Source organism: Gordonia sp. UBA7860, from assembly GCF_002500165.1.
Taxonomy (GTDB): Bacteria; Actinomycetota; Actinomycetes; order Mycobacteriales; family Mycobacteriaceae; genus Gordonia; species Gordonia sputi.
The window spans coordinates 1-25,166 of the sequence record NZ_DLSO01000003.1 but is presented as its reverse complement, the minus strand read 5'-3'; the positions used below and the strand labels follow the sequence as shown (position 1 = coordinate 25,166).

Sequence of the window (25,166 nt, the reverse complement as noted above, 5' to 3'; positions counted from 1 at the left end):
ACGGATCACGAATGCCTGGAACGCCTCGTAGTGCATGGCCGCGACACATCCCGCGAGGATGAAGAACTGATACGGGAAAATCGTGATGACCAGGTGTGTCCAGATCACGCCGCCGACGCCGTCGGCAAAGATGTCGAGCGGTGGACGGACCATGAGGTACATCAACGTCACCTGGATCGCGAAGCTCACGATCAACTGGTAACGGTGAAAACCCCACGTGCGCTTGAGGATCGCGAGAATGAGCGGGAAGAACAGGTAGATCTGCATGCTCACCGACAAGAAGTACAGGTGATACATGGCGTTGCCGGTGATGAGGTCGTAGCCGATGCTCTTGGCGGCGGTCGCCATCGAATGTTGGTCGGCGACAATACCTTTCAACGTCTCCAAGCCGCCGATGCGGTATCGCCCGTACAGCCAGTAGAACAGTGTCCACGTCACGAAGGGCAGCCCGATGAGCTTGAATCGACGGCGCCAGAAGCTGATCGGCTCGAGACTGCGGTGGCGGTACTGATAGGTCAGCACGAAGCCGGTCAGCGCGAAGAAGCCGTAGCGGGTGTAACGAAGAAAGAGCTCGACGGAGCCCGCGGCAACGCTTGTCGCAGCGGTGATGCCGATCATGACGTGATCGAGGATCACGCCTCCGAACGTCACAAGCCGGACCAGGTCGATCTGATAGAGATGCTTGTCGCGCCGCGGCTTCTCGGTTAGCGACGGCTTCTCGGTCGGCGACTGTTTTTCGGTCAGCGACGGCGTGTCTGCTTTGCCGCTTTCGGAGGTGCCTTCGGGTTCTGGCAGTCGCGGCGTGGTCTGCTGGCTTACGATTGCTCACCCTCCGTTAACCCGGCGCCCGTAGATCCTGAGTCGCCCTAAATGGTGCGTTGCACCGAGGAACGGTACTCCTGCACCCTGTGATTCTTCCTGTGCGATCGCTGTCGAACCTAATCGACGTCCGATTTGCGTCGAATCGGGTAATTGCAGGTCAGCGAGTTCGCCGCCACACCACGAGACCGATCGCTGCGGCCACGAAGCACGACGCCGCGCCGACCGCGAGTCCGGTGCGCGCCCCGGCCACCTGGGTGATCGCGCCGATCAACGGTCCGCCGATCGGCGTCGAACCCATGAAGGCGACGGACCACAGTGCCATCACCCGACCCCGCATCTGCGGGCGTGAGTTGAGCTGGAGCGTCGCATTGCCTGTCGACATGAATGACACGCTGAGCCAGCCGACGAAGAACAGCGCGACGATCGCCAGCCACAGGCTGGGCGCTGCCGCAGTCACCGCAATCGTGATGCCGAACCCGGTTGCGGTCACGATCAGCGTGCGCAGGCCGGTGGTGCCGCGTGCGGCGACGATGAGACCGCCGACGACCGCGCCGACTCCCATCGACGAGGTCATGAACCCGAAGGCCTGCGGTCCGCCGTCGAAGACGTCGCGGGCGGCAACGGGAAGCGACACCTGAAACTCATACGCGAGTGTGCCGACGAGCGCCATCATGACCAGCGGAACCCACAGGATGGGTTTGCTGCGGACGTAACGCAGTCCCTCGCGGAGCTGTCCCTTGGCGCGGGGGACGGGGATCTCGTGGGAGATCTCGGTGGTCCGCATCGCCAGTAGCGAGACCACCACCGCGACGAAACTCGTCGCGTTGATGACGAAGCACCATCCGGCACCCACGGCGGCCAGGATCACGCCTGCCACCGCAGGCCCGATCGCTCGCGCGGCGTTCACCATGACGGAGTTGAGGGTGACCGCATTGCGGATCAGCGATTCGCCGACGATCTGGTGGATGAACGCCTGCCGCGCCGGATTCTCGAATGCGTTGTTGAGTCCGAGAAGTAGCGCGAGGATCGCGATCTGCCACACCGCGATCCAGCCGCCGAGCGTGAGGATGGCCAGCACCAGCGCGAGGACACCCATGATCGACTGCAGAAAGATCATGAGCAGACGCCGGTCGACGCGGTCGGCGACGACCCCCGCGTACGGCCCGATGATCAGGATCGGCAACGCCTGCAGCGCGACGATCAGACCGAGAATCGACGACGACCCGCTGAGCGTGAGCACCAACCACGCCTGCGCCGTGGCCTGCATCCACGTCCCGACCAGCGAGACGGCCTGGCCGCCGAAGTACAGGCGGTAGTTGTGTACCGACAGTGACGCGAAGACCCCGGTCGACTGCGCGGGTAGCGGCGACGTCGGGGCTGTCAACGCTGCGCGCGATTGAGCCGCCAGACGTCCGTCGACAACTTCGTCGCGAAGCCGCACCACAGCGGATACGGCGCAAGCGCGGCGCCTGCTGCGGGTGAGACCTTGGCCGAGCGCCGCGCGAGGTCGGCGCTGCTCGCCGTCAGCGCCAACGCGGTGATCGCCGACGCGCCGAGACGGTGCGCGCCGAAGAACAGCCAGCTCCAGCCTGCGTTGAGCACCAGATTGGTGCCGAGCGCTGCGATGTATTTCTTCGCCTCGGCGGCGTCGTGCTCACTCAGATCGTCGATGCTGATTGCCGATGTCACCGCTATATCGGCATAGAGTGCCGTCCACACGATCGGGAACGCGAGATCGGGTGGCACGTACGATGGCTTGTTCAGTTTCGGATACCACGACTGCAGCGCCGAGCGAGATGCGAAGCTGCCGACGGCTGCCGCTGCGGCGGTACCAAGACCCGTTGCGAGAAGTGTTGTCAGACGCACGCCACCGACGTTACCGCCGCGCCCAACTCAATAGACTATATTGTTCGACATGAGTGCCGAGGTCCCCGCACGTCCCCGGAGACGACGACCTCGGCTGTCCGACGAGGCGGCCGAGCATGTGCGCGAGCTGATCGTCTCAGGTCAACTCGAGCCCGGACAGTTCATCCGCCCCGAGACGATGGCAGCCGAACTCGACATCTCCGCGACGCCGATGCGTGAGGGACTACTCACCCTGCAGAGTGAAGGCCTGCTGCGCGTCGAACCGCGCCGCGGTTTCATGGTTGCGCCATTGAGCGCCAACGACATCGAGGACGTGTTCGTCGGGCAATCGCTTCTCGCGGGCGAATTGGCTGCGCGCGCGACATCGCGGATGTCCGACGACGATCTCGACGCCCTCGAGAACATTCAGGCCGATCTCGAACATGCCGCTGACACAGCCGATTACGACGAGGTGGAACGGCTCAACCATGAATTCCACCGGTTGATCTATTCGGCTGCCGACTCCGCAAAGCTGTCATGGATGATCAAGGGATCGCTCAACTACGCCCCGCGCCGGTTCTTCGCCTCGGTCGACGGGTGGCCGCAGGCGTCGGCCGCCGACCATCGGGCGATCATCGCGGGGTTGCGTGCTCGCGACGGCGAGGCCGCACGGGTGGCGATGATCGACCACATCAGGAATGCGGGACACCTCCTCGCCGCGCGGCGCTGAGTGAGGCATCGGGCTGAGGAAAACATCGGGCTGAGGAAGTCGTCGGGCTGACGAGGGACCGGGCAACGACTTACGGATTCTGTGCAATCCGCCTACGATGAGGGCATGGCGGGCCAGGACGAGACGAGTGTTGAGGTCGCGACCCGACTGTTCGACCTGTTGACCGACACGCTCGAACGCAGAACCAGAGAGCTGAGCATCGGCGGGTCGTCGACGCTGTTCAGTTTGTGGCGCTGGGGGCCGCGGCGCGCAACGAGCCTCGCCGCGCTCGAGGGTGTCAACCAGCCCGCCATGACCGCACTCATCGGCTCGCTCGAACGGTCGGGGATGGTCGAGCGTCGTCCCGATCCAGCCGACGGACGGGCATCGCTCATCGCGATCACCGACTCGGGTGCCGCCTACATGCAGGAGCGGGTGCGCGAACACGTCCACATGCTCGCAGTGGGAATCGACGCAATGTCGGAGCGTCGAAGGTCTGAATTGTTCTCGGCGACAGACGCTCTCGTCGAACTCGCCGAACGCCTTCGTGTCGACGACTAGTCCGCTAGTCGTCGAGGAAATCCATCACCAGCGGACTGGCATCTGCACGACACTCGTCGAAGTACGCGTGCCGGGCGCCGTCGAAGACGTGTGTCCTGGCGTCGGGTATGGCCGACGCCAGTATCTCGGCGTTGACGACCGGTGCGAATCTGTCGTCGGAGCCGTGGAGGATGAAGGTTGGCGCGGCGATCTCCGGCAGGTGGTCCCACGCATCGTGAGAGTCGCTGGCCCGCAGGTGTTGTCGTCGTGCACGCGGTGTCATCGTCGGGTCACCGAGAACCGTGTACGGCCCGGGGTTGGTCGCCTGCCATTCGGGCGTGTACATCAGGTCGGTCATGACCTGCGTGGCATCCGGACCCGCCAGTGCGCGACGGACCTCCGGATCACGTTCTCGCGCATGGCTTCCCCCGGGAGTGGTGCAGCCGAGGACGAGTCTGCGGACGCGGTGCGGTGCGGAGATGGCGATCCACTGCGCGGTGCGCCCACCCATGGATGTGCCGTAGATGTCGAATCTGCCGATCGACAACGCATCGAGCACCGAGAGCGCATCCCGCGCGAACAATTGCGTGCTGTAGTCGCCGTCGGGGGAATCGCTTGCGCCGGTGCCGCGATAGTCGAAGGTGACAGTGGTGCGGTGGCGTGCGAAGTCGTTGCGGGTGCGGTCCCACCAGTGATGGTTGTTGGACTGACCGGGTAGGAGGAGCAACACCGGTCCGCTCCCGCGTACCTGTACGGCCAGGCGGGTGCCGTCTGACGCATGGGTGGTTTCGTGATACTCCTGCACGGGCACCATTCTGACAGCACCGCTGGTCATGACCGGACCGCGGCGAGGATCTGCTGCGCGCGTGCGACGACGGGGGGATCGACCATGTGACCGTCGACCGCGACAGCCGATCCGTCGGCACGCGTGGCGTCGACGATCCGCCGTGCCCACGCGAGCTGATCGTCGGTCGGTGCGAGTCGGTCGTGCACCGCAGCGACTTGGCTCGGATGAATGCAGAGCTTGCCGCGCAAACCGATTCGTGCGGCGTATCCGACGTCGTCGGTGAGCTTCTCGGCGTCGCGTAGCGCCGTCGTCACACCGTCGACGGGCGATGCGACCCGTGCCGCGGCCGACGCCAGCACCAGCGTCGACCGTGCGTGGAGCAGGGCCTCGCGGTCATCGGGGTCGACGCCGAGTTCGGCCGCGAAGTCGATGGCGCCGAACGCGATCCGTGCGACACCGGGTGTCGCGGCGATACCGGGCGCGTTGAGCACGCCGACCGCGGTCTCGATGAGCGGGATGACAGGTGCGTTCGACGCCGCGGCGACCCTCGAAACGATCTCCGACGCTTCGGCTTTGGCGAGCATGGCCCCTGCCCCTGCCCCTACCCCTGCCCCTGCTGCCGCTGCCCCGGCTGCGTCGTTGATGCCCACTGCGACGAGCATGGCGATGTCGCCGTCGAACCACTGCGTGTCTGCGCCGTTGATCCTGACGACAGCGGCGTGCCCGGACGACAACCACTGGGCGACATCGGATCTCGCGGCATCCTTGTCGTCGGGAGCGACCGCATCCTCGAGATCGATCACGACGACATCGGCGCCCGCCGCCTCGGCTTTCGCGAAGCGATCGGGGCGGTTTCCCGGAACGAACAGAAATGTCCGGGCGGCACGGAGTAGATCGACGTTCATCGCAGCGCACCTCGCCCGGTGACGTGCACCGTGTCGGCACCACTGATGATCTGGAGCTCGATGTCACCATCGTTGCCCGAGGGTCGACCCTCGAGTCGGAAGGCGTCGCCGAGGAACAGGGGCTTGCGGAGTCGGAAGTCGAAGCTGCGCAACGACTGTCCCGACCTCTCCCGCACCAGCTCGGCCAGATAGGTCGCGAGAAGCGGGCCGTGAACCACGAGATCGGGATAGCCTTCGACCTGCGTCACGTACGGCTGGTCGTAGTGGATGCGGTGTGCGTTCGACGTGAGCGCCGAGTAGCGGAACAGCAGGGGAGCGATGGGCGTCGGCTCCGCGCTCCACGCCGCGTCCGTCGGACCGAGCTTGCAGACCTCGCGCTCAAACGGGCGGGACGAGCCGGAGTCGCTGCGGTACACCAGGTCCTGATCCTCGACGAGTGCTGTCCGATCCTCCTGGAGGTACTCCGACCGCACGGTGACGAACAGCATGTCGCCTGTGCGGCCGTGCTTGTCGGTGACCGCGTGCAAACTTGTTCGTTTCTGTGTGGGTGTACCGAGGCGGAGTGGCTCGGAGATGCGGATCGATGACCCGGCGAACATGCGACGTCGGTCGGGGATCGGTGGCAGGAAGTGGCCGTCCGTCGGATGGCCGTCGGGGCCGAGTTCACCGGTGTGGGGCCACTCGGAGAAGTAGATCCACTGCCAGGTCATCGGGAGTGGTGAACCCGCGCTGAAGGTGTCGTCCAGATCGAGGGTCGCTGCCAAGCGTGACGCCTGAGCGGGATCGAGGCCGTCGGTCTCGACGACGGGCTGCGGCGTCCAGTTCTCGACGTAACTGCTCAACGTGGTGGTCGCGGTGTCGGTCACGAGGTGCCCCCCTGTGCGGTTCCGGTCTTCTGTGTGGGTGTATCGAGCACTCCCGACGAGAGGAGCGCGTCGATGTCGTCGTCGGTCGCGCCCACCTCGCGGGCGATCGTGATGCTGTCGGCTCCGAGTGCCGGAACCGGGTCCATCCGCGCTTCGTCGCCGAATCCGATGGGCGGCAACAGAGCTCGTATCGGTCCGCGCTCGGTGTCGACGCTGCGCCAGCGGTCACGGCCCGCCAGCACCGGATGGTCGAGGAACTCCGAGACGGTGTTGACTCCGCCGAAGGCGATCTTCGCCTGCTGGAGCCGCGCAGTGAGTTGGTCGGTCGTCATGCGACCGAAGTGCTCGGTCACCGCGGCGTCGACGGCGTCACGGTTAGCCACCCGCAGCGTGTTCGACGCGAACCGCGGGTCATCGGCGAGAGCGGCGTCGTCGAAGACGTTCTCGCACAGTCGTTGCCACTCCGGTTCGTTCTGGATGGCGAGGAGGAAGATGTGTCCGTCCGCGGCGGCGTATGGGCCGTACGGCGAGATGGTGGCGTGCGCCGCGCCGAAGCGTCCCGGTTGGCGACCCGCGCCCTGCGTGAAGTGTGCCGGCTGGCCCATCCACTCACTCAGTGCCTCGAACAGCGAGACCTCAAGGGTGGCGCCCTCGCCGGTGATCTGGCGCTGATAGAGCGCCGCGAGCACTCCGGAGAATCCGTACATCCCGGCGGCGATGTCGGCGATGGAGACACCGACCTTGGCGACGTCGTCGGGAGTCCCGGTCATCGATACCAGGCCCGTTTCACATTGCACCAGAAGGTCATACGCCTTGCGATCAGCCCACGGACCGGTGCTGCCCCAACCGGTGATCGAGAGCACGATCTTGCGTGGATCGCGCGCCCGCACCGCGTCGGCGCCGAGGCCGAGCCGCTCCGCCGCACCCGGCCCGAGGTTCTGGATGATCACGTCAGCGCGATCGGCCAACTCGTGCAACATCTTTGCGCCCGACTCGGATTTCACGTCGAGTGCGATGGACTCCTTGGAGCGGTTGAGCCAGACGAAGTAGCTGGCGAGACCGTCGACGGATTCGTCATAGGCGCGGGCGAAGTCGCCGGTGCCCGGACGTTCCACCTTGATCACACGCGCGCCGAGATCGGCGAGCTGTCGAGTCGCAAACGGTGCTGCGACAGCGTGTTCGAGCGACAGGACCGTCACTCCGGACAGGGGGAGCATGCTCTCACCTCCGCGGTGATATTCGGGTGTGGTGATCAGATGTCGAGTCCGCCGCGCTTCACGAGCTGCTTGGCGATGACGTTCTGCTGGATCTCGTTGGTGCCCTCGCCGACGATCATCAGCGGTGCGTCGCGGAAGTACCGTTCGACGTCGTATTCGGTGGAGTAGCCGTAGCCGCCGTGGATGCGAACCGCGTCGAGTGCGATCTCCATCGCGGTCTCCGAGCAGAAGAGCTTGGCCATGCCTGCCTCCATGTCGGCGCGTTGTCCGGTGCCGACGCGGTCGGCGGCATCGAACAGCAGGCTGCGGGCCGCGGCGAGCTTGGTGCCCATCATGGCGAGCATGTTGCCGACGGCCTGGTGCTTCCAGATCGGTACCCCGAAGCTTTCGCGATCTTGCGCGTAGCTCAGCGCGTCGTCGAAGGCGGCTCGTGCGACGCCGGTGGCTCGCGCGGCGACCTGGATGCGGCCGACCTCGAGGCCCTTCATCATCTGGGCGAAGCCCTTGCCTTCTGTGCCGCCGAGCACGGCGTCGGCGGGCACGCGCGCGTCGGTGAAGTTCAGTTCGCAGCTCTCGACGCCCTTGTAGCCGAGTTTGGGCAGGTCCTTGGAGACCTCGAAACCTGGCACCTTCTCGACGAGGAGGATCGAGACACCGGTGTGCGCGGGTTGGGCCTTGGGGTCGGTCTTGCAGAGCAGTGCGACCAGATCGGACTTGCGGGCGTTGGAGATCCACGTCTTGGAGCCATTGATCACGTACTCGTCGCCCTCACGGATGGCGCTGGTGCGCATGGCCTGCAGGTCGGAGCCACCGCCCGGTTCGGTCAGCGCCATGGTCGCGCGGATCTCGCCGGTTGCCATACGCGGCAGATACTTCTCCTTCTGCTCCTCGGTGCCGAAGGTCAGCAGCAGCTTGGCGACGACGGTGTGCCCGCCCATCGCCCCCGCGAGACTCATCCAGCCGCGTGCGAGTTCTTCGGTCACCCGCGCGTAGCAGGGCATGGAGACCTGTGCGAAGCCGTACGGCTCGGGGATGGCGAGCCCGTAGATGCCCATCTCCTTCATCTGCTCTATGAGGTCTTCGGGGTAGGTGTTCGAGTGCTCCAACTCCCGCACCACCGGGCGTACCTGCTTGTCGACGAAGTCGCGAACGGTCTTGATGATGGCTTCTTCTTCGACGCTCAGCGTGCTGGCCATGGGAACTCCTTCGATCGGTGTCTATTAAAAATAGTCTATAGAGTTTGCGGGAAGTTGTCACCACCTTCTGTGCCTTGAGAGCGGCGCGCGCGGCGTATGCCGTGGTCACAACTGCCTAACGACGCCACTGAGCATTTGGCGACGCTCGGCGCGCGGCAGTAACATTTGAGGCTGTTGTTATTGATGTGACTAAAGGGGCTAATGGTGCGTCTTCGTGGAGTTCGGTGTGCGACGGCTCTGACCGCGCTCGCGGCTGTGATCGTCGGCGCCGCCACGATGAGCGGCGTTGCCGCAGCCGACCCGACGCCTGTTCCGCCCCCGTCGAGCATCCAGACCGTCGTGCATGACACGCCGCTGCAGTCGACGCTGATCGTCTACTCGGCGTCGATGAACAAGGCGATCCCGGTCACGGTGCTGCATCCGAAGGACACCAGTAAGCCGGTACCCACCCTCTACCTGCTCAATGGCGCAGGCGGAGGCGAGGATTCGGCAACCTGGGCCGCCAAGACGTCGTATGCACAGTTCTTCTCCGACAAGAACGTCAACGTGGTCACCCCGATCGGCGGTGCATTCTCGTATTACACCGACTGGCAGCGCGATGATCCGGTCCTCGGCCGCAACAAGTGGCAGACATTCCTGACCAAAGAACTTCCGCCGCTGATCGACAAGGAGTTCAAGACCACCAAGGCCAACGCGATAGCCGGCATCTCGATGGCCGGCACGTCGGTGCTCAACCTCGCGATCGCGGAGCCCAAGCTCTACAAGGCTGTCGCGGCCTACAGCGGGTGTGCGCGAACCAGCGATCCGCTTGGGCTGCAATACATTCGGATGGTCGTGGGTGATCGCGGACGCGGAAACATCGTGAACATGTGGGGCGTCCCGGGTGGCCCGGGGTGGCAAGCGAACGACCCCTACCTGAACGCGGCCAAGCTGCGCGGCACCAAGGTGTACATGACAAGCGGCACGGGATTGCCCGGCCAATACGATCGGCTCGACTCGCCGCTGATCAACGGCGACCCGGTCACTCTCGCGAACCAGGTGCTGCTCGGAGGGGTCATCGAGGCGGCAGTCAACAACTGCACCCAGCAGATGGTTGCGCGCATGAAGCAGCTCCACGTTCCCAACAAGGTTCTGACCCGATCGGGCGGGACGCACTCCTGGGCCTACTGGGAACAGGACCTCCACGACACCTGGCCGATGATCGAGGCCGATCTCAACGCCAAGCCTGCACCGGCTGCGAAGCCCGCACCGAAGAAGTAGGGTCGCGCTACGGCGCCGGGCGGACAGCCCGGCTGTCGACGCTGCGCTCGACTTCGCATCCCGCAGAGTTCTCACATCCCGCCGCGTCGAAAGGTGAGCAGACTGTGACGGCGGGGTCACGCGCAGAAAACTTCCTGCAACAGGCGCTTCCTAGGGTCGTAGACACATCACGTCGCGCCGCCGATTGTCGCGACACCTCAGCCCCATCGCAGGAAGCGGCACCCCCATGAGTTATGCGTACACCCGTAAACACCACATCACCGGATGGGACCCGGAAGACCGGCAGGCCTGGGACGCCGGCGGCGCGCAGATCGCCAAGCGCAACCTGGTCTGGTCGATCATCTGTGAGCACATCGGCTTCTCGATCTGGTCGCTGTTCTCGGTGATGGTGCTGTTCATGTCGCCGGCGTACGGCATCAGCCTCGACCAGAAGTTCGCCATCACGGCAACGGCCACTCTCGTCGGTGCTTGCCTCCGTATTCCCTACACCACGGCGACCGCCAAGTTCGGTGGCCGTAACTGGGCCATCTTCTCCGCGGTGGTCCTGCTGATCCCGACCACCCTGGTGTTGATACTGATGCTGAATCCGGGCAAGTTCGGGTTCGGTTGGTTCCTCTTTGCCGCAGCGCTCACCGGCCTCGGCGGCGGCAACTTCGCGTCGTCGATGACCAACATCAACGCGTTCTTCCCGCACCGCCTCAAGGGCTGGGCACTGGGACTCAACGCAGGCGGCGGCAACATCGGTGTCCCGGTGATCCAGTTGATCGGGCTCTTGGTCATCTGGTTGGCGTCCGACAAGCCGGAGATCGTGTGCGCCATCTACCTCGTCGCCCTCGCATTCGCCGCCATCGGTGCCGCGATCTACATGGACAACCTCGACCACCAGACGTCGAGCTACCGCTCCATGGTCGATTGCCTGAAGTACCGCGACACCTGGTTGATCTCGTTGCTCTACATCGGCACGTTCGGCTCGTTCATCGGCTTCAGCTTTGCCTTCTCGCAGGTCCTGCAGATCAGCTTCAAGTCGTCGGGCGTCGGCAATGCCGCACTCGCTGCAGCCCAGATCGCCTGGATCGGACCGCTTCTCGGTTCCATCGCGCGTCCCTACGGTGGCAAGCTCGCCGATCGCTTCGGTGGTGGCCGCATCACCTTCGTGTGCTTCCTCGCGATGATCGCGTCGGCGTCGGTGCTGGTGATCTCCGGAATGGCTGCCGACGCACACGCGCATCACAAGATCGGTACCGCTCAGCTGATCGGCTTCATCATCGGCTTCATCCTGCTGTTCCTGATCTCGGGAATCGCCAATGGTTCGGTCTACAAGATCATTCCGACCGTCTTCGAACACAAGGCTCGTAACCTCACCGGCCTCGACACGATGGGCCGTGTGGTCTGGTCGCGCAAGATGTCCGGTGCGCTCATCGGTATCGCGGGTGCGGTCGGTGCGCTCGGCGGCGTCGGCATCAACCTGGTGCTGCGTTCGAGCTACAAGGCCAATCAGTCTGCGACGGTCGCCTTCTGGGTGTTCCTCGGCTTCTATGTGATCGCCGCGATCATCACCTGGGTCTTCTACGCTCGACGCGAGATCGTGCTCGAGGAGCGCGAGACCACCGACATCGCGGTCGATCCGACGGTCGTCGACGACGCTCCCGCGGCCACCATCCCGGCAGCGGAACCCGCGAAGTGACCCCCGAAATGGATTCGGCGCCAACGATGGACACGCGCACCTGTGTGGTCGTCGGTCACGGCATGGTCGGCCACCGATTTGTACAGGAACTCCGCGAACGCGACACCGCGAACCAGTACCGGGTGATCGTGTTGAGCGAAGAACCGGTCGCCGCCTATGACCGGGTCGGGCTGTCGAGCTACGTCGGATCGTGGGACCCAGCGTCGATGTCGCTGCCCGACAACACCTACGCCGGAGACGATCTCGTCGAGCTCCGGCTCGGCGAGTCCGCCACCACCATCGACCGCGAACAGCGTCGGATCACCACTTCGGCGGGCAATGAGATCGATTACGACACAGTGGTTCTCGCCACCGGATCGTATCCGTTCGTGCCGCCGGTCGAGGGTAAGGACAATCCGCGCAGCTTCACCTACCGCACCCTCGCCGATCTCGACTCGATCCGCGCGACCGCTGAGTCCGCGGGCTCGGGCGCGCCGGGTGTCGTTGTCGGCGGAGGCCTGCTCGGACTCGAGGCAGCCAACGCACTCCGGTTGCTCGGAATGACGCCGCACATCGTCGAATTCGCGCCCCGACTGATGCCACTGCAGGTCGACGAGGGCGGCGGTGCGTTGCTGGCATCGCTCGTCGGTGACCTCGGTCTGCACGTACACACCGGGGTGTCGACGACGGCCATCGCCGACGCCGAAGACGGTTCTCTGGCGGTCACCCTGTCGGACGGGACCGTCCTCGACGCCGCGCTCGTGGTGTTCTCCGCTGGTGTCCGACCACAGGACGCGCTCGGTCGGCAGGCGGGCCTCGACGTCGGTGAACGCGGCGGAATCATCACCGATACCGGCTGTCGCACAAGCGATTCGTCGATCTGGGCGATCGGTGAGGTCGCCGCGGTCGAGGGTCGCTGCTACGGCCTGGTCGCTCCCGGTTACACGATGGCCGAGATCGCGGCGGACGGCATCCTCGGTGCCGCCGAGACGACGTTCGGTGGCGCCGACATGTCGACGAAGCTGAAACTGCTCGGCGTCGACGTCGCGAGCTTCGGCGACGCGATGGGTGTCACCGAGAACGCACTCGAGATCGTCTACTCCGATCCCGTCGCGGGAACGTACAAGAAGCTCGTGCTCTCCGACGACGCGTCGACGCTGCTCGGCGGCATCCTCGTCGGTGATGCCGACGCCTACGCGATGTTGAAACCGATGGTGGGGCGCGAGATTCCGGGCGATCCGTCGTCGCTGATCGCGCCGGCGGCAGGCGAAGGCGGCGGGATCGGATTGTCGGCACTGCCCGACGACGCCGAGATCTGTTCGTGCAACGGCGTTTCCAAGGGAGCGATCTGCTCGGCCATCGCCGACGGTGCGTGCTCGGTCGCCGACATCAAGGGGTGCACGTCTGCGGGCACCACGTGTGGTGGTTGCGTGCCGTCGATCACCAGACTCCTCGCCGACTCCGGCGTCGAGTTGTCTAAGGCGCTGTGTGCTCACTTCACACAGTCGCGTGCCGAACTGTTCTCGATCGTGGCGGCAACCGGAATCCGCACCTTCTCCGAGTTGATCGCCCGCTTCGGGACCGGCGGTGGCTGCGAGATCTGCAAGCCGACCGTCGCGTCGATCCTGGCTTCGACGTCGAGCGATCACATCCTCGACGGCGAGCAGGCCGCACTGCAGGACACCAACGACCACTTCCTGGCCAATCTGCAGAAGAACGGCACCTACTCGGTCGTTCCGCGGATGCCCGGTGGCGAGGTGACCGCGGATCAGCTGATCACGATCGGTCAGATCGCCAAGGATTTCGGCCTCTACACCAAGGTCACCGGTGGTCAGCGCATCGACATGTTCGGTGCGCGCGTCGAGCAACTCCCCGAGATCTGGCGCCGACTCGTCGACGCCGGGATGGAATCGGGCCACGCCTACGGCAAGAGCCTGCGGACGGTGAAGAGCTGCGTCGGTTCGAGCTGGTGTCGCTACGGTGTGCAGGACTCGGTGGCTATGGCGGTCCGCCTCGAACATCGCTATCGCGGGTTACGTTCACCACACAAGATCAAGCTCGGCGTGTCGGGGTGTGCCCGCGAGTGCGCTGAGGCACGCGGCAAGGACGTCGGCGTGATCGCGACCGAGAATGGCTGGAACCTCTACGTCGGCGGAAATGGCGGCCAGAGTCCCGCGCACGCAAAGCTTCTCGCGTCCGGACTCGACGACGAGACGCTGGTGCGCTACATCGACCGCTACCTGATGTTCTACGTCAGGACCGCCGACCGGTTGCAGCGCACCGCGCCGTGGCAGGAGAGCTTCGACGGAGGGCTCGATCGGTTGCGGGAGATCGTCTGCGACGACATCCTGGGTATCGGAGCCGACCTCGAGGATGCGGTCGCCAGGCACGTTGACGGCTACCGCGATGAATGGGCCGCAGTGCTCGACGATGAGGACAAACTGCGTCGCTTCGTGTCCTTTGTCAACGCCCCGGAGACTCCCGACCCGACCATCGCCTTCGATGACTCGTCGGGCCGCAAGGTCCCGGTGCTACTCGGCACGCCCACACGATTCAAGGAGACAGCATCATGACCGCGTTGGACGACGCCGTAAGCACCTGGGTGCCGGTGTGCACACTTGACCAGTTGACCGTCGGCCGTGGTGTCGCTGCGCTCGTCGGCGGCACGCAGGTCGCGGTGTTCCGCCTGTCCGATGGTGAGGACACACTGCGCGTCGTCGACAACATCGACCCCTTCGGTCGTGCTGCCGTGATGTCGCGCGGGCTCATCGGCGACAGGAACGGCGAGCCCACCGTCGCATCGCCGCTGCTCAAGCAGGTGTTCTCGCTCGATACCGGCGCGTGCCTCGACGATGCGTCACAGGCCCTGCAGACGTATCCGGTGCGGGTGGTCGACGGAACGGTCGAGATCGGGATCATCGATACCCAGTTCAGCGATACCCGATGACACCCTCCTCCGACTCGGCCTCCGACTCACCCACTGTTTCCGACTCACCCACTGTCGCGGCGACTCCGGACAAGACCCTGACCGGCTTCACCATCGGCATCACCGCGGCGCGGCGAGCCGACGAGTTCGCCGCTCTGCTCACACGTCGTGGCGCCGAGGTCATCCATGCCCCCGCCATTCGCATCATCCCGCTCATCGACGACGACGAGCTCGAGCGCGCCACCGAATCGATCCTCAGAGAACCGCCAGACGTCATGGTGGCGACCACCGGAATCGGGTTCCGCGGTTGGGTCGAGGCGGCTGACGGGTGGGGACTCGCCGACGACCTGGTGGACACACTCGGCGGCGTCCGGCTGCTCGCGAGAGGCCCCAAGGCCAAGGGCGCCATTCGTGCGGCAGGCCTGCGTGAGCAGTGGTCGCCACCCAGCGAGTCGTCGAGCGAGCTCATTCGCGAGCTACTCGACGAGGGAGTCGCGGGACTGCGGGTCGCCGTACAGCTCCACGGCGCGACGACGAGTTGGGAGCCGCTACCCGACCTGTGCGACGTGCTGCGTGAGGCAGGTGCCGAGGTCGTCCCGGTGCCGGTCTACCGCTGGACTCCGCCGGACGACACCGACCCGATGGCTCGGATGATCGACGCCGTCATCAACCGCGACCTCGACGCCGTGACGTTCACCAGCGCTCCGGCGGTTGCGTCGATGCTCGGTCAGGCGCATCGCACCGGTGCACTCGAACCGTTGCTGCACGCCATGCGCACCGCGGTCCCCGCGATGTGCGTCGGCAATGTGACTGCGGGGCCCCTGCATGCGCTGCAGGTTCCCACGATGCAGCCCGCCCGCTTTCGTCTCGGTGCGCTCGTCAGACTGATCGCCGAGGAACTGCCGCGTCGTGCGAGTGTGCTCCGCGTCGCCGGGCACGACCTGAGCATTCGGGCGTCGGGCGTTGTCGTCGACGGCTGCTTTCACTCGGTGACGGGTTCGAGCATGGCGCTACTGCGGGTGCTGCATCGCGTTCCGGGACAAGTCATCTCGCGCAAGGCGATGCTCGACGAACTCCCCGGCGGTGGCACCGACACCCACGCCGTCGAGATGGCGGTCACCAGACTGCGCTCGGCGCTGGGTGATTCGAAAATGATCCAGACGGTGGTCAAGCGTGGATACCGCTTGGCTGTCGACCTCGAATATGACGAGAACGATTCCGATGAAGCCTGAACACACCGCTGTCACCCGCCCACAACCCATCCTCGTGGCACACGGCACCCGCTCGGTTGCGGGAGTCTCGACCGTCGGCCGCATCGCCGAACTCGTGGGGGAGCGCGTGGGGACGACCCGCGTGGCTTTCGTCGATGTTCTCGGTCCGTCACCGTCGGAACTGCTCGCGCAGACCCCGGGACCGGCGATCATCGTGCCTGCCTTTCTTGCCGCCGGATACCACGTCCGACGCGACATCCCGGAGCACATCGAGGCCAGTGGCCATCAGCGGGTCACATTGTGCGACAACATGGGCCCCGACCCGATGCTCGCGGTGCTGATGCTCGAGCGACTGCGCGCCGCAGGCTGGCGCGACGGTGACGCCGTGGTCATGGCCGCCGCCGGATCGTCGGATTCGCTCGCGTTGGCCGACGTCGAGACCGCCGCTCGTCAGCTCGGAGAGCTGATCGACGACGACGTGCCGGTCGGCTATGTCGCCACCGCGACACCGCGCGTCCCCGACGTGGTGTCGGCCACGCGCAGGTCACGGCGGCGTCGGGTCTTCATCGCCGCATACTTGTTGGCGCCCGGGTTGTTTCACTCCCGCTTGAGCAAGTACGGCGCCGACGGCGTTGCGGCACCGATCGGCGCGGACCCGCGGGTGGCGGATCTGATCGTCGCGCGGCTCACCTTCGCGGGCCTGCGCGACTCACAGTCGCGACCGGCCCGTGTGAGAACCATGTGATCGACCGGTAACGCGCATTCATGGCATCGGAAACAATCGGCTCCAACCATGGAGTCATGCCCGCGACCTCCACCGTCGACTCGCTCTGTGCTTACTGCGGGGTGGGGTGCGGGATGGTGCTGCACGTGTCGACGCCCGACGGCGCAGGACTTCCGTTGGTCACCAAGACCACCGGACGTAAAGACCATCCGACGAACTTCGGGCGGTTGTGCACCAAGGGATCGACCACGTCGGACATGCTGGCCGCGCCGGGGCGGATGGAGAAGGCGTCGATCCGGACCAGCCGCGACACCGACCGGGAGTCGGTCGGAATCGACGAAGCGATCTCCTTTGCCGCACGCCGGATGCGGGCGATAGCCGACGAGCACGGCCCGGATTCGGTTGCGGTGTACGTGTCGGGCCAGATGTCGACCGAGGCGCAGTACCTGTCGAACAAGTTCACCAAGGGCTATCTGCGCGGCATCAACATCGAATCCAACTCGCGACTGTGCATGGCAAGCGCAGGCACCGGCTACAAGCAGTCCCTCGGCGCCGACGGCCCACCCGGCTCGTATCAGGACTTCGAACACGCCGACCTGTTCTTCGTCATCGGCTCCAACATGGCCGACTGTCATCCGATCCTGTTCCTGCGCATGATGGAACGGGTCAAGGCCGGAGCGAAGCTGGTCGTCATCGATCCACGACGCACCGCCACCGCGGCCAAGGCCGACCTCTACCTGCAGGTCAAACCCGGCACCGACCTCGCATTGCTGAACGGTCTGCTGCACCTGTTGATCGAGGCTGACAACGTCGACCACGACTTCGTCGAGACCTACACCGAGGGTTTCGAGGCGACCAAGGAGTTCGTCTCCGAGTACACACCCGGTGTCGTCAGCGCGACCACTGGCATCGCCGAGGACGACATTCGCACGGCCGCAACGTGGATCGGCGAATCCACGAACTGGATGAGTTGCTGGACAATGGGGCTCAACCAGTCGATCCACGGCACCTGGCACACCAACGCGCTGATCAATCTGCACCTGGCCACCGGCGCGATCTGTCGCCTCGGCAGTGGCCCGTTCTCGCTCACCGGACAGCCCAACGCGATGGGCGGACGCGAAATGGGTTACATGGGGCCGGGTTTGCCGGGCCAGCGGGCGGTGATCTCCGAAGCCGACCGCGATTTCTGCGAGGACACCTGGGAGGTGCCACGCGGCACGCTGCGCAGTGAGGTCGGGACCGGGACCATCGACATGTTCGACCAGATGGCCGACGGCAAGATCAAAGCCTGCTGGATCATCTGCACCAATCCCATTGCCAGCGTGTCCAATCGGTCCCGGGTCGTCGAGGCATTGCAACGTTGTGAGCTGGTGGTGGTGCAGGATGTGTTCGCCGAGAACGAGACCCTGCCATACGCCGACGTCGCGCTGCCCGCCACCCTGTGGACCGAGTCCGACGGGGTGATGATCAATTCCGAACGCAACCTCACCCTCTTCCAGCCGGCCGTCGCGCCGCCCGGCGACGCGCTGCCCGACTGGCAACTGATCTGCCGGATCGCCACCGAGATGGGATACGGCGAAGGATTCTCCTTCGGATCGGCCGAAGAGGTGTTCGAGGAGATCAAGCGTTTTTGGAATCCCAAGACCGGGTGGGACATTCGCGGTGCCAGCTATGCGCGTCTCCGCGAGACCCCGCTGCAGTGGCCGTGCCCGCCCGATGACGACGCCGACCGTCACCCGATCCGCTATCTCAACGACGGCCGCAGTCAGACCAAGGTGGTGCGGGCCGACGGCACCACTCCGGAATTCGTCTTCCCCACCCCGAGCGGGCGGGCGATCTTCCACGCCCGCCCGTGCCTGCCGCCCGCCGAGATGCCCGACGACGAGTTCCCCCTTGTCCTCAACACCGGCCGGCTTCCGCATCAGTGGCACACCATGACCAAGACCGGGCGGGTGGCCAAACTCAACAAACTCAACCCGTCACCGTTCGTCGAGATCCATCCCGACGATGCGGCCGCTCTCGATGTGGCCGAGGGGGATTCGGTGCGCGTCCGCTCTCGGCGTGGTGCTGCGGTACTGCCTGCAGTCCTCACCGACCGCGTACGCCCCGGCAACTGCTTCGCCCCGTTTCACTGGAGCGACATGTTCGGTGCGGACGTGACCATCAACGCCGTCACCAACGACGCCGTCGACCCGGCGTCGCTGCAACCGGAGTTCAAGGTGAGTGCCGTGGCGTTGGAGAAGGTCGCCGCAGCCCCGACCTCTGATACACCCCCAGCGGCGCCGGCCCGTGCCGATGTCCCGGCGTCGTCTCTTGCTGTGACACTGGGGCTTTCAAGTGTCGCTCCGCCTGCGTTGTCGGCAACCGAACAAGCCTATGTGGCAGGCGTGCTGGCCGGTCTGCAGAGCGAGGCGTCGGTCGCAGGCGTACCGCTGCTGCCGCCGGAGGCGCCGCTGTCCGAACAGAATCGCGCCTGGGTGAATGGTGTTCTCGCCGGGGCATTCTCACGATCGACGTCCACCGCGGGCGGGCCGCTGACAGCAGCGCCGGAGCAGCAGGTTCCCGCGCCGACCGTCGAGGTGCTCTGGGCATCGCAGACCGGTACCGTCGAGGACTATGCGCCGACGATCGCGCAATCACTGGCCGCGCAGGGCTATTCGGCCGCCACCAAAACTCTCGACGAGGCCGGCCTGGCGTCCCTTACCCCGGAGAGCACGGTACTGATCGTCACCTCCACCACGGGAGACGGCGATCCCCCGGACAACGCCACATCCTTCTGGGACCAACTGTCCGGCGACGATGTACCACCGCTGAGCGGCGTGCGGTACGGGGTACTGGCCTTCGGCGATCCCAGCTACGACGAATTCTGCGGATTCGGGCGCAAACTCGACGACCGGCTGGCCGAGCTGGGAGCCACCCGTCTGCTCGACCGGGTCGACTGCGAACCAGATTTCGAGTCGACAGCACAGGGCTGGCTCGACGCCGTGTCCGGTGAACTGGCCACCGCACTGCCGTCGGCGAGCGCCCCTGCGGAAGCTCCGCCGGCGCCGGCCGCGCCGATCTCCTACGGTCGCAAGAACCCGCTGGTGACCTCGCTGGTTCGGAACACCCGCCTCAGTGGCGACGGATCAGCAAAGGATGTGCGGCAGTTCGGGTTCGCGCTGCCCGAGAACACTCTGACCTACGATGTCGGCGATGCGCTCGGGGTGTGGCCGCGCAATAGTCCGCCACTGGTCGAAGCATTCCTGGAGACCTCCGGGCTCGACGCCGACACGGTGGTCACCGTCGGCGGGAACGACATGCCGTTGGGTAGCGCTCTGCGTGAGCGCCTCGAGATCGCGAAGATCAGCCCCGGTGTCCTCGAATTCGTCTGCGACCGGGCAGCATCGGCGGATCTGCGGTCGATGCTGGCGCCGGAGAACAAGTCCGCTCTCGACGACTGGCTGTGGGGCAGGCAGATCGCCGACCTGCTCACCACGTTCCCGATGCGTGCTTCGGCTACTGACTGGCTGTCGAAGCTGACACCGATGACGCCTCGGCAGTACTCGATCTCGTCGAGTCCGCTGGAGAGCCCCGACGAGGTCCAATTGACCGTGTCGGCAGTGCGCTACAACCTGCACGGCGTCCCGCGTCATGGCGTCTGCTCGACCTACCTCGCCGACCACGCCGCCGACGATGACATCCGAATCTGGGTGCAGCGCAACGCAGGCTTCTCGCCGCCCGAGGATCCCGACGCCCCGATGATCATGGTCGGCCCGGGTACCGGCATCGCACCATTCCGCGGGTTCCTGCATCACCGTCGGCTACTGGGTCATCGCGGGCCGAACTGGTTGTTCTTCGGTGAGCAACACGCGGCCACCGACTTCTACTACCGCGACGAACTCGAGACGATGCTCGCCGACGGGTCGTTGGACCGGCTCGACGTCGCATTCTCCCGCGATCAGAAGTCGAAAGTCTATGTGCAGGACCGGATGATCGAGCACGGTGAACAGCTCTGGCGATGGCTGTCCGACGGCGCGCACTTCTACGTGTGCGGTGACCGGTTGCGGATGGCCCGCGACGTCGACGACGCGCTGACCCGGGTCGTCGCCGAACACGGTAAGTTGTCCGGCCCCAGCGCCGAGGCATATGTGAAAGCCCTTGCCGCCGATAAACGTTACGTGCGTGACGTCTACTGAAAGGTGCCCTGAGACCTCATGAGTGACAGCAGCACACCGCGATTTCTGCAAGGCCTGTTCGCGTTCAAGGGAGCCGGATTCGAGACCCTCGCGGTCATCGACGACTCGCTCACCCTGACCGTGCCCGATGGCTCGACGCTGCAGGCGGTCTACTTCCGTGGCGGCAACAGCAGCGACGAGATGATCACGATCGCGCTGATGCATGACGGGAAGCCGGTGCGCTACTTCCCGATTGCCGCCCAGGGCGGTACCCACGTGCCGTTGCGGCTGGTGGAGGATTTTCTGGAGGGCGCGGAGATATCCTTGGCGCTGGCCGCACCCACCTCCGCGTCGGGCACCGTGGTCATCGACCTCGGCGTGGTGGAGTTCTGATGGCGCAGGATACTGCGGGGGACCGGCAATCGCTGGTGGTGGTGGGCAATGGCATGGCAGGCGCCCGCGCCATCGAGGAGATCCTGGCGCGTGGCGGAGCAGATCAGTTCGCCATCACCGTCTTCGGTGACGAACCGTATGGAAACTACAACCGCATCGCGCTGTCCCACGTGCTCGCCGGATCCGATGCGCCCGACGACATCTACCTCAACGCGGTCGATTGGTACGGCGACAACGGAATCGATCTGCGGGCCGGGGTGCGGGTGGTCCGCATCGACCCGTACGCGAAAGTCGTGCTCGCCGATGACGGTTCGCGGGTGGCTTACGACAAGCTGATCATCGCTACCGGCAGCCGTGCCTTCTTCCCGCCCATCGAAGGGCTGTGGGTCGACGACACCACGCAGCTGAGCGGCGTATTCGGCTTTCGCAGCCTCGACGACACCACGGCGATCATCGCCCACGCCGACGACGCCCAGCATGCGGTGGTCATCGGCGGCGGACTACTCGGACTCGAAGCGGCACACGGTCTCTACGGCCGCGGTGTGGCGTCGACGGTGGTGCACTCCGGCCCCATTCTGATGAACGCCCAGCTCGACGAAACCGGTGGCGCGGTGTTGCGCAGCGCGATCGAGTCGACAGGCGTCACCGTGGTCACCGGTAAACGCACCGTCACAGCCTTCGCCGATGACGAGAATGCCATCACCGGAATTGGATTCGCCGATGGCGAGCAGATGGAGTGCGATCTGCTGGTGCTGGCCACCGGCATCCGACCCAACGTGGGCCTGGCCCGCGGTGCCGGACTGACCGTCGAACGCGCCATTGTCGTCGACGACCACATGCGCTCGATCGACGACGACGACATCTACGTGGTCGGCGAATGCGCGCAGCACCGTGGCCAGGTGTACGGACTGGTCGCACCCCTGTGGGAGCAGGCCAAAGTCCTGGCCGATCACCTCACCGCAGCCAATTCGACTGCCGCATATCATGGTTCGCGGACCTCGACGAAACTCAAGGTCGCCGGCGTCGACGTCGCCCAGATGGGTGTCAAGGCACCCGAACATGCCGACGACGAGTACCTGCAGTTCTACGAGCCCCGGCACGGTGTCTACAAGACAGTGGTGATCCGGGAGAACAAGCTCGTCGGTGCCACCCTCGTCGGCGACGTCAGCAAGGTCTCATTCCTGATGCAGGCCTTCGATCAGGGAACCGAACTTCCCGACGAACGCATCTCGCTGATGTTCGACATCGGAACACCCGACGCCGCAACGGGTGTCGAGGAACTCTCCGACGATGCCCAGGTGTGCAACTGCAACGGTGTCGACAAGGCGACCATCGTCGGGTGTGTAGCAGGCGGCACCACCTCGGTGGCAGGCGTGATGGCCGCGACCCGCGCGGGAAAGGGCTGCGGCTCGTGTAAGGGATTGGTGGCGCAGGTCGTCGAATGGGCCGCAGGCGATGCGGTCACCGAAGACCCGTCGGCCAACTGGTACGTTCCCGCAATCCCGTACGAGAAGCCAGAACTCATGCGGCTGATCCGCGAACTCAAGCTCTACTCGGTGCGTTCGGTGTTCGCCGCCCTCGCACCGGACGGCAAGGAGGATGCGAACTCCAAGATGGGGTTGTCGTCGCTGCTGGAGATGATGTGGGGTTCCGACTTCATCGACGAACGCGCCGAACGCTTCATCAACGACCGTGTCCACGCGAATATTCAGCGCGACGGTACGTTTTCCGTTGTGCCGCAGATGAAAGGCGGCGTGACCAACGTCGAGCAGTTGCGCAAGATCGCCGACGTCGCGGAGAAATACGACGTTCCGCTCATCAAACTGACCGGAGGCCAGCGCATCGACCTGCTCGGCCTGCGCAAGGAGGATCTGCCCGCCGTGTGGGCCGATCTCGACATGCCGTCGGGGTATGCGTACGGCAAGAGTTTCCGCACGGTGAAAACCTGTGTGGGAAGCGACTTCTGCCGATTCGGGGTGGGCGACTCGACGGCGCTGGGCATTGCTCTCGAGGAGCGGTATCAGGGCATAGCGGGTCCTGCGAAGATGAAACTCGCGGTCACCGGCTGCCCGCGCAATTGTGCTGAAGCGCTGTGCAAGGACCTCGGCGTCGTCGCGATCGACGGCGGCAAGTGGGAGATCTACGTCGGCGGTGCCGCGGGCGCACACATCCGCAAGGGAGATCTCTTGGCGACCGTCGACAGTGCCGACGAGGTCATGACACTGGCGGGCCGCTTCCTGCAGTACTACCGCGAGAGCGCGAAATGGCTCGAACGCACCTACGCCTGGGTTCCGCGCTACGGCATCGAGAAAATCAGGGCCGTCGTCGTCGATGACGCGGAAGGCATTGCGCAACAACTTGATTCCAACATGCAACGGTCCGTCGACGCCTATCGGGACCCCTGGCAGGACGGCAAACAGCCTGCAACTCCCGGGCAGTTCCGTTCGGCACTACCGCTGCTGCCGCTCCCACAGGTTCCGGTCCGATGAGCGAGATAGCAGTCGGCAACATCGCCGACATCCCGCCGGGCGAGGGACGGGCATTCGGTATCGAAGGTGCGCAGATCGCGGTCTTCCGACTCCGCGACGACTCGCTGCGCGCACTCGACGCCGTCTGTCCGCACCGCGGCGGGCCACTGGCCGACGCGCTGATCGACGACTGTGTCGTGGTGTGCCCGTTGCACAATTACACCTACGACCTGGGGACGGGTGACGAGATCGCCTTCGGCGGCAGCGGAGTCCGTGCGTACGCGGTGCGCGCCGACGAATCGGGCACGATCACCGTCGACCTGGGCTGATCGCGTCGGCCCAACCCGGCGGATCGGTTACGCCTCTGCTGCGACCCTGCCCTTGAGCAGCAGGCGCACGGTGAGTTCGAGCCGGTTGGTCACGTCGGTAGCCGAGGCGCGGCGGGTGAGCCACTGCACCAGGTTCGACATCCACACATCCGACAGCACGCGTGCGATAGCGAGTTCTTCGTCGCTCGGCTCGCCCTCGTCGACGATCGCGCCTGCGAACAGCCGGTCGATGATCCCGGCGACCTGATCGACCTCCGCGGTCGCGGACGCGTCGGCGAACATGAAGGCCCGTGTCATGGCCTCGGTCAACAACGGATCGCGCTGCATCGCGAAGGTGATCATGTCGAGGACGTGGCGCAGTCGCTCAATGGCGTTCTCGCCCTGCAGTTGGGAGCGGTCGACGCGGGTCTCGACGCGCTCGAACTCGCGCGCAAGGGCCGTGACCAGCAGGTGCACCTTCGACGGGAAGTAGCGGTAGAGGGTTCCGACCGCGACGTCAGCTTTCTCTGCGACGGTGCGCATCTGCACGGCGTCGTAGCCGCCCTTGGAGGCGAGGGCGAGTGTCGCGTCGAGGATGCGGCGTCGACGGTCGCGTTGCGCTGCGGAACCGCTCTCCGTCGTCGAAGTCCCTGTCGTCGCCGCTATTGCTGTGGCGGCGTCGGGTGGAACGGGAGCGCCTTTGGCGGCCGACTTCGACGAGGCTCCCTTGTTCGGACTCGGTGCCGACTTCTGTGGCACGGCATCTTCAGACGACCGGGTCATGTGTAGGCGACATCCTCATCTCGTGACCGTCGACGCCGACGGCGCCAACAGGTCTGGTGGACAAAACCCCTGCGGACTATTAGAACAGGTTCTAATTCTTCGTCACAACCGAAATGCAGAGGATTTCAGCGTGAGCCTTGCCACGTCGGCCGAACAGATCGCCGTCTGCGAAGCCATTTCCGCGTGGGCGACGCACCGTCGCACCACCGATATCGTACGGGCTGAACTGGAGAAACCGCGCGATCACTGGCGCGACCTGTTTCCAGAGCTAGCCGAGTTGGGCATGTTCGCTGCGCTGGTCGACGAGGAACATGGCGGCGTCGGAGCCTCGTTCGCCGACGTCGCAGCGATGATCGAGCAGTGTGGGGCCAGCCTGGTGCCGGGCC

General features: G+C 65.3%; 22 protein-coding genes. 13 read left to right on the top strand and 9 right to left on the bottom strand.

Annotated elements, in window-relative coordinates; all coding sequences use genetic code 11:
• The 3 genes from B3T59_RS00220 to B3T59_RS00210 form a co-directional block, all read right to left on the bottom strand.
• The coding region (locus B3T59_RS00220) for an acyltransferase family protein (RefSeq protein WP_287001226.1) at positions 1 to 744 on the bottom strand (744 nt) is incomplete at its 3' end.
• 235 nt (positions 745 to 979) lie between these two features.
• Positions 980 to 2,206 carry an MFS transporter gene (locus B3T59_RS00215; RefSeq protein ID WP_005207468.1) on the bottom strand — a complete coding sequence of 409 codons (1,227 nt, stop codon included), beginning with the start codon at positions 2,204 to 2,206 and terminating at the stop codon, positions 980 to 982.
• The gene (locus tag B3T59_RS00210; RefSeq protein WP_251721835.1) at positions 2,203 to 2,688 is read right to left on the bottom strand and encodes a TspO/MBR family protein; all 486 of its coding nucleotides are present in this window, start codon (positions 2,686 to 2,688) and stop codon (positions 2,203 to 2,205) included. The genes B3T59_RS00215 and B3T59_RS00210 overlap by 4 nt, the downstream gene beginning before the upstream one ends.
• A 49-nt stretch (positions 2,689 to 2,737) precedes the next feature.
• Here B3T59_RS00210 and B3T59_RS00205 point away from each other — a divergent pair, with 49 nt between their 5' ends.
• Together B3T59_RS00205 and B3T59_RS00200 are read left to right on the top strand one after the other, a co-directional pair.
• Entirely contained in the window at positions 2,738 to 3,397 is a 660-nt protein-coding gene (locus B3T59_RS00205) for a GntR family transcriptional regulator (RefSeq protein WP_064862569.1), read from the top strand.
• Between the two features lie 105 nt (positions 3,398 to 3,502).
• Positions 3,503 to 3,937, top strand: a complete 435-nt coding sequence (locus tag B3T59_RS00200; RefSeq protein WP_064862586.1) for a MarR family winged helix-turn-helix transcriptional regulator — start codon at positions 3,503 to 3,505, stop codon at positions 3,935 to 3,937.
• 4 nt (positions 3,938 to 3,941) lie between these two features.
• Here the strand turns inward: B3T59_RS00200 and B3T59_RS00195 are convergent, their stop codons facing one another.
• Genes B3T59_RS00195 through B3T59_RS00175 form a run of 5 tightly spaced genes read right to left on the bottom strand, consistent with a single transcriptional unit; the run spans position 3,942 to position 8,887 of the window.
• Positions 3,942 to 4,751 (bottom strand): alpha/beta fold hydrolase, encoded by an 810-nt coding sequence (locus B3T59_RS00195; RefSeq protein ID WP_251721836.1) that lies wholly within the window; start codon positions 4,749 to 4,751, stop codon positions 3,942 to 3,944.
• Complete coding sequence (locus B3T59_RS00190; protein ID WP_287001204.1) at positions 4,748 to 5,608, bottom strand: HpcH/HpaI aldolase/citrate lyase family protein; 861 nt, start codon at positions 5,606 to 5,608, stop codon at positions 4,748 to 4,750. Before B3T59_RS00190 ends, B3T59_RS00195 begins: the two co-directional genes overlap by 4 nt.
• On the bottom strand, positions 5,605 to 6,474 hold the full coding sequence (locus B3T59_RS00185; protein WP_287001203.1) for a hypothetical protein: 870 nt from the start codon (positions 6,472 to 6,474) through the stop codon (positions 5,605 to 5,607). Before B3T59_RS00185 ends, B3T59_RS00190 begins: the two co-directional genes overlap by 4 nt.
• The gene (locus B3T59_RS00180) at positions 6,471 to 7,691 is read right to left on the bottom strand and encodes a CaiB/BaiF CoA transferase family protein (RefSeq protein WP_287001202.1); all 1,221 of its coding nucleotides are present in this window, start codon (positions 7,689 to 7,691) and stop codon (positions 6,471 to 6,473) included. Before B3T59_RS00180 ends, B3T59_RS00185 begins: the two co-directional genes overlap by 4 nt.
• A 35-nt stretch (positions 7,692 to 7,726) precedes the next feature.
• Positions 7,727 to 8,887 carry an acyl-CoA dehydrogenase family protein gene (locus B3T59_RS00175; protein ID WP_251721838.1) on the bottom strand — a complete coding sequence of 387 codons (1,161 nt, stop codon included), beginning with the start codon at positions 8,885 to 8,887 and terminating at the stop codon, positions 7,727 to 7,729.
• Between the two features lie 201 nt (positions 8,888 to 9,088).
• Here B3T59_RS00175 and B3T59_RS00170 point away from each other — a divergent pair, with 201 nt between their 5' ends.
• From B3T59_RS00170 to B3T59_RS00125, 10 genes are all read left to right on the top strand, one after another.
• The gene (locus B3T59_RS00170) at positions 9,089 to 10,147 is read left to right on the top strand and encodes an alpha/beta hydrolase (RefSeq protein ID WP_376782605.1); all 1,059 of its coding nucleotides are present in this window, start codon (positions 9,089 to 9,091) and stop codon (positions 10,145 to 10,147) included.
• A gap of 226 nt (positions 10,148 to 10,373) precedes the next feature.
• Positions 10,374 to 11,831 carry a nitrate/nitrite transporter gene (locus B3T59_RS00165; protein ID WP_064862562.1) on the top strand — a complete coding sequence of 486 codons (1,458 nt, stop codon included), beginning with the start codon at positions 10,374 to 10,376 and terminating at the stop codon, positions 11,829 to 11,831.
• A gap of 26 nt (positions 11,832 to 11,857) precedes the next feature.
• Entirely contained in the window at positions 11,858 to 14,383 is a 2,526-nt protein-coding gene (nirB, locus tag B3T59_RS00160) for a nitrite reductase large subunit NirB (RefSeq protein ID WP_197502343.1), read from the top strand.
• Positions 14,380 to 14,757 (top strand): nitrite reductase small subunit NirD, encoded by a 378-nt coding sequence (gene nirD / locus B3T59_RS00155; protein WP_197502342.1) that lies wholly within the window; start codon positions 14,380 to 14,382, stop codon positions 14,755 to 14,757. Before nirB (B3T59_RS00160) ends, nirD begins: the two co-directional genes overlap by 4 nt.
• Positions 14,754 to 15,968 carry a uroporphyrinogen-III synthase gene (locus B3T59_RS00150; RefSeq protein WP_064862560.1) on the top strand — a complete coding sequence of 405 codons (1,215 nt, stop codon included), beginning with the start codon at positions 14,754 to 14,756 and terminating at the stop codon, positions 15,966 to 15,968. Before nirD ends, B3T59_RS00150 begins: the two co-directional genes overlap by 4 nt.
• The gene (locus B3T59_RS00145; protein WP_064862559.1) at positions 15,958 to 16,692 is read left to right on the top strand and encodes a sirohydrochlorin chelatase; all 735 of its coding nucleotides are present in this window, start codon (positions 15,958 to 15,960) and stop codon (positions 16,690 to 16,692) included. The genes B3T59_RS00150 and B3T59_RS00145 overlap by 11 nt, the downstream gene beginning before the upstream one ends.
• 20 nt (positions 16,693 to 16,712) lie before the next feature.
• On the top strand, positions 16,713 to 20,849 hold the full coding sequence (locus B3T59_RS00140) for a bifunctional nitrate reductase/sulfite reductase flavoprotein subunit alpha (protein ID WP_064862558.1): 4,137 nt from the start codon (positions 16,713 to 16,715) through the stop codon (positions 20,847 to 20,849).
• 18 nt (positions 20,850 to 20,867) lie between these two features.
• Entirely contained in the window at positions 20,868 to 21,221 is a 354-nt protein-coding gene (locus B3T59_RS00135) for a hypothetical protein (RefSeq protein WP_049697710.1), read from the top strand.
• Positions 21,221 to 23,710 carry a nitrite reductase large subunit NirB gene (nirB, locus tag B3T59_RS00130; RefSeq protein WP_064862557.1) on the top strand — a complete coding sequence of 830 codons (2,490 nt, stop codon included), beginning with the start codon at positions 21,221 to 21,223 and terminating at the stop codon, positions 23,708 to 23,710. Before B3T59_RS00135 ends, nirB (B3T59_RS00130) begins: the two co-directional genes overlap by 1 nt.
• Complete coding sequence (locus B3T59_RS00125) at positions 23,707 to 24,018, top strand: Rieske (2Fe-2S) protein (RefSeq protein WP_064862556.1); 312 nt, start codon at positions 23,707 to 23,709, stop codon at positions 24,016 to 24,018. The genes nirB (B3T59_RS00130) and B3T59_RS00125 overlap by 4 nt, the downstream gene beginning before the upstream one ends.
• Positions 24,019 to 24,045: 27 nt before the next feature.
• Here the strand turns inward: B3T59_RS00125 and kstR are convergent, their stop codons facing one another.
• The gene (gene kstR / locus B3T59_RS00120) at positions 24,046 to 24,780 is read right to left on the bottom strand and encodes a cholesterol catabolism transcriptional regulator KstR (protein WP_287001200.1); all 735 of its coding nucleotides are present in this window, start codon (positions 24,778 to 24,780) and stop codon (positions 24,046 to 24,048) included.
• Between the two features lie 22 nt (positions 24,781 to 24,802).
• Between kstR and B3T59_RS00115 the strand changes: the two genes are divergently transcribed.
• Positions 24,803 to 25,166: acyl-CoA dehydrogenase family protein (locus B3T59_RS00115; RefSeq protein WP_414652063.1), on the top strand; the 364-nt coding region annotated here is incomplete at its 3' end.

Coding starts and splice junctions, on each gene's coding strand:
- B3T59_RS00205 (WP_064862569.1), top strand. CDS start 2,738: ATGAGTGCCGAGGTCCCCGCACGTCCCCGGAGACGACGACCTCGGCTG.
- B3T59_RS00200 (WP_064862586.1), top strand. CDS start 3,503: ATGGCGGGCCAGGACGAGACGAGTGTTGAGGTCGCGACCCGACTGTTC.
- B3T59_RS00195 (WP_251721836.1), bottom strand. CDS start 4,751: ATGACCAGCGGTGCTGTCAGAATGGTGCCCGTGCAGGAGTATCACGAA.
- B3T59_RS00190 (WP_287001204.1), bottom strand. CDS start 5,608: ATGAACGTCGATCTACTCCGTGCCGCCCGGACATTTCTGTTCGTTCCG.
- B3T59_RS00180 (WP_287001202.1), bottom strand. CDS start 7,691: ATGCTCCCCCTGTCCGGAGTGACGGTCCTGTCGCTCGAACACGCTGTC.
- B3T59_RS00175 (WP_251721838.1), bottom strand. CDS start 8,887: ATGGCCAGCACGCTGAGCGTCGAAGAAGAAGCCATCATCAAGACCGTT.
- B3T59_RS00170 (WP_376782605.1), top strand. CDS start 9,089: ATGGTGCGTCTTCGTGGAGTTCGGTGTGCGACGGCTCTGACCGCGCTC.
- B3T59_RS00165 (WP_064862562.1), top strand. CDS start 10,374: ATGAGTTATGCGTACACCCGTAAACACCACATCACCGGATGGGACCCG.
- nirB (WP_197502343.1), top strand. CDS start 11,858: ATGGACACGCGCACCTGTGTGGTCGTCGGTCACGGCATGGTCGGCCAC.
- nirD (WP_197502342.1), top strand. CDS start 14,380: ATGACCGCGTTGGACGACGCCGTAAGCACCTGGGTGCCGGTGTGCACA.
- B3T59_RS00150 (WP_064862560.1), top strand. CDS start 14,754: ATGACACCCTCCTCCGACTCGGCCTCCGACTCACCCACTGTTTCCGAC.
- B3T59_RS00145 (WP_064862559.1), top strand. CDS start 15,958: ATGAAGCCTGAACACACCGCTGTCACCCGCCCACAACCCATCCTCGTG.
- B3T59_RS00140 (WP_064862558.1), top strand. CDS start 16,713: ATGGCATCGGAAACAATCGGCTCCAACCATGGAGTCATGCCCGCGACC.
- B3T59_RS00135 (WP_049697710.1), top strand. CDS start 20,868: ATGAGTGACAGCAGCACACCGCGATTTCTGCAAGGCCTGTTCGCGTTC.
- nirB (WP_064862557.1), top strand. CDS start 21,221: ATGGCGCAGGATACTGCGGGGGACCGGCAATCGCTGGTGGTGGTGGGC.
- B3T59_RS00125 (WP_064862556.1), top strand. CDS start 23,707: ATGAGCGAGATAGCAGTCGGCAACATCGCCGACATCCCGCCGGGCGAG.
- kstR (WP_287001200.1), bottom strand. CDS start 24,780: ATGACCCGGTCGTCTGAAGATGCCGTGCCACAGAAGTCGGCACCGAGT.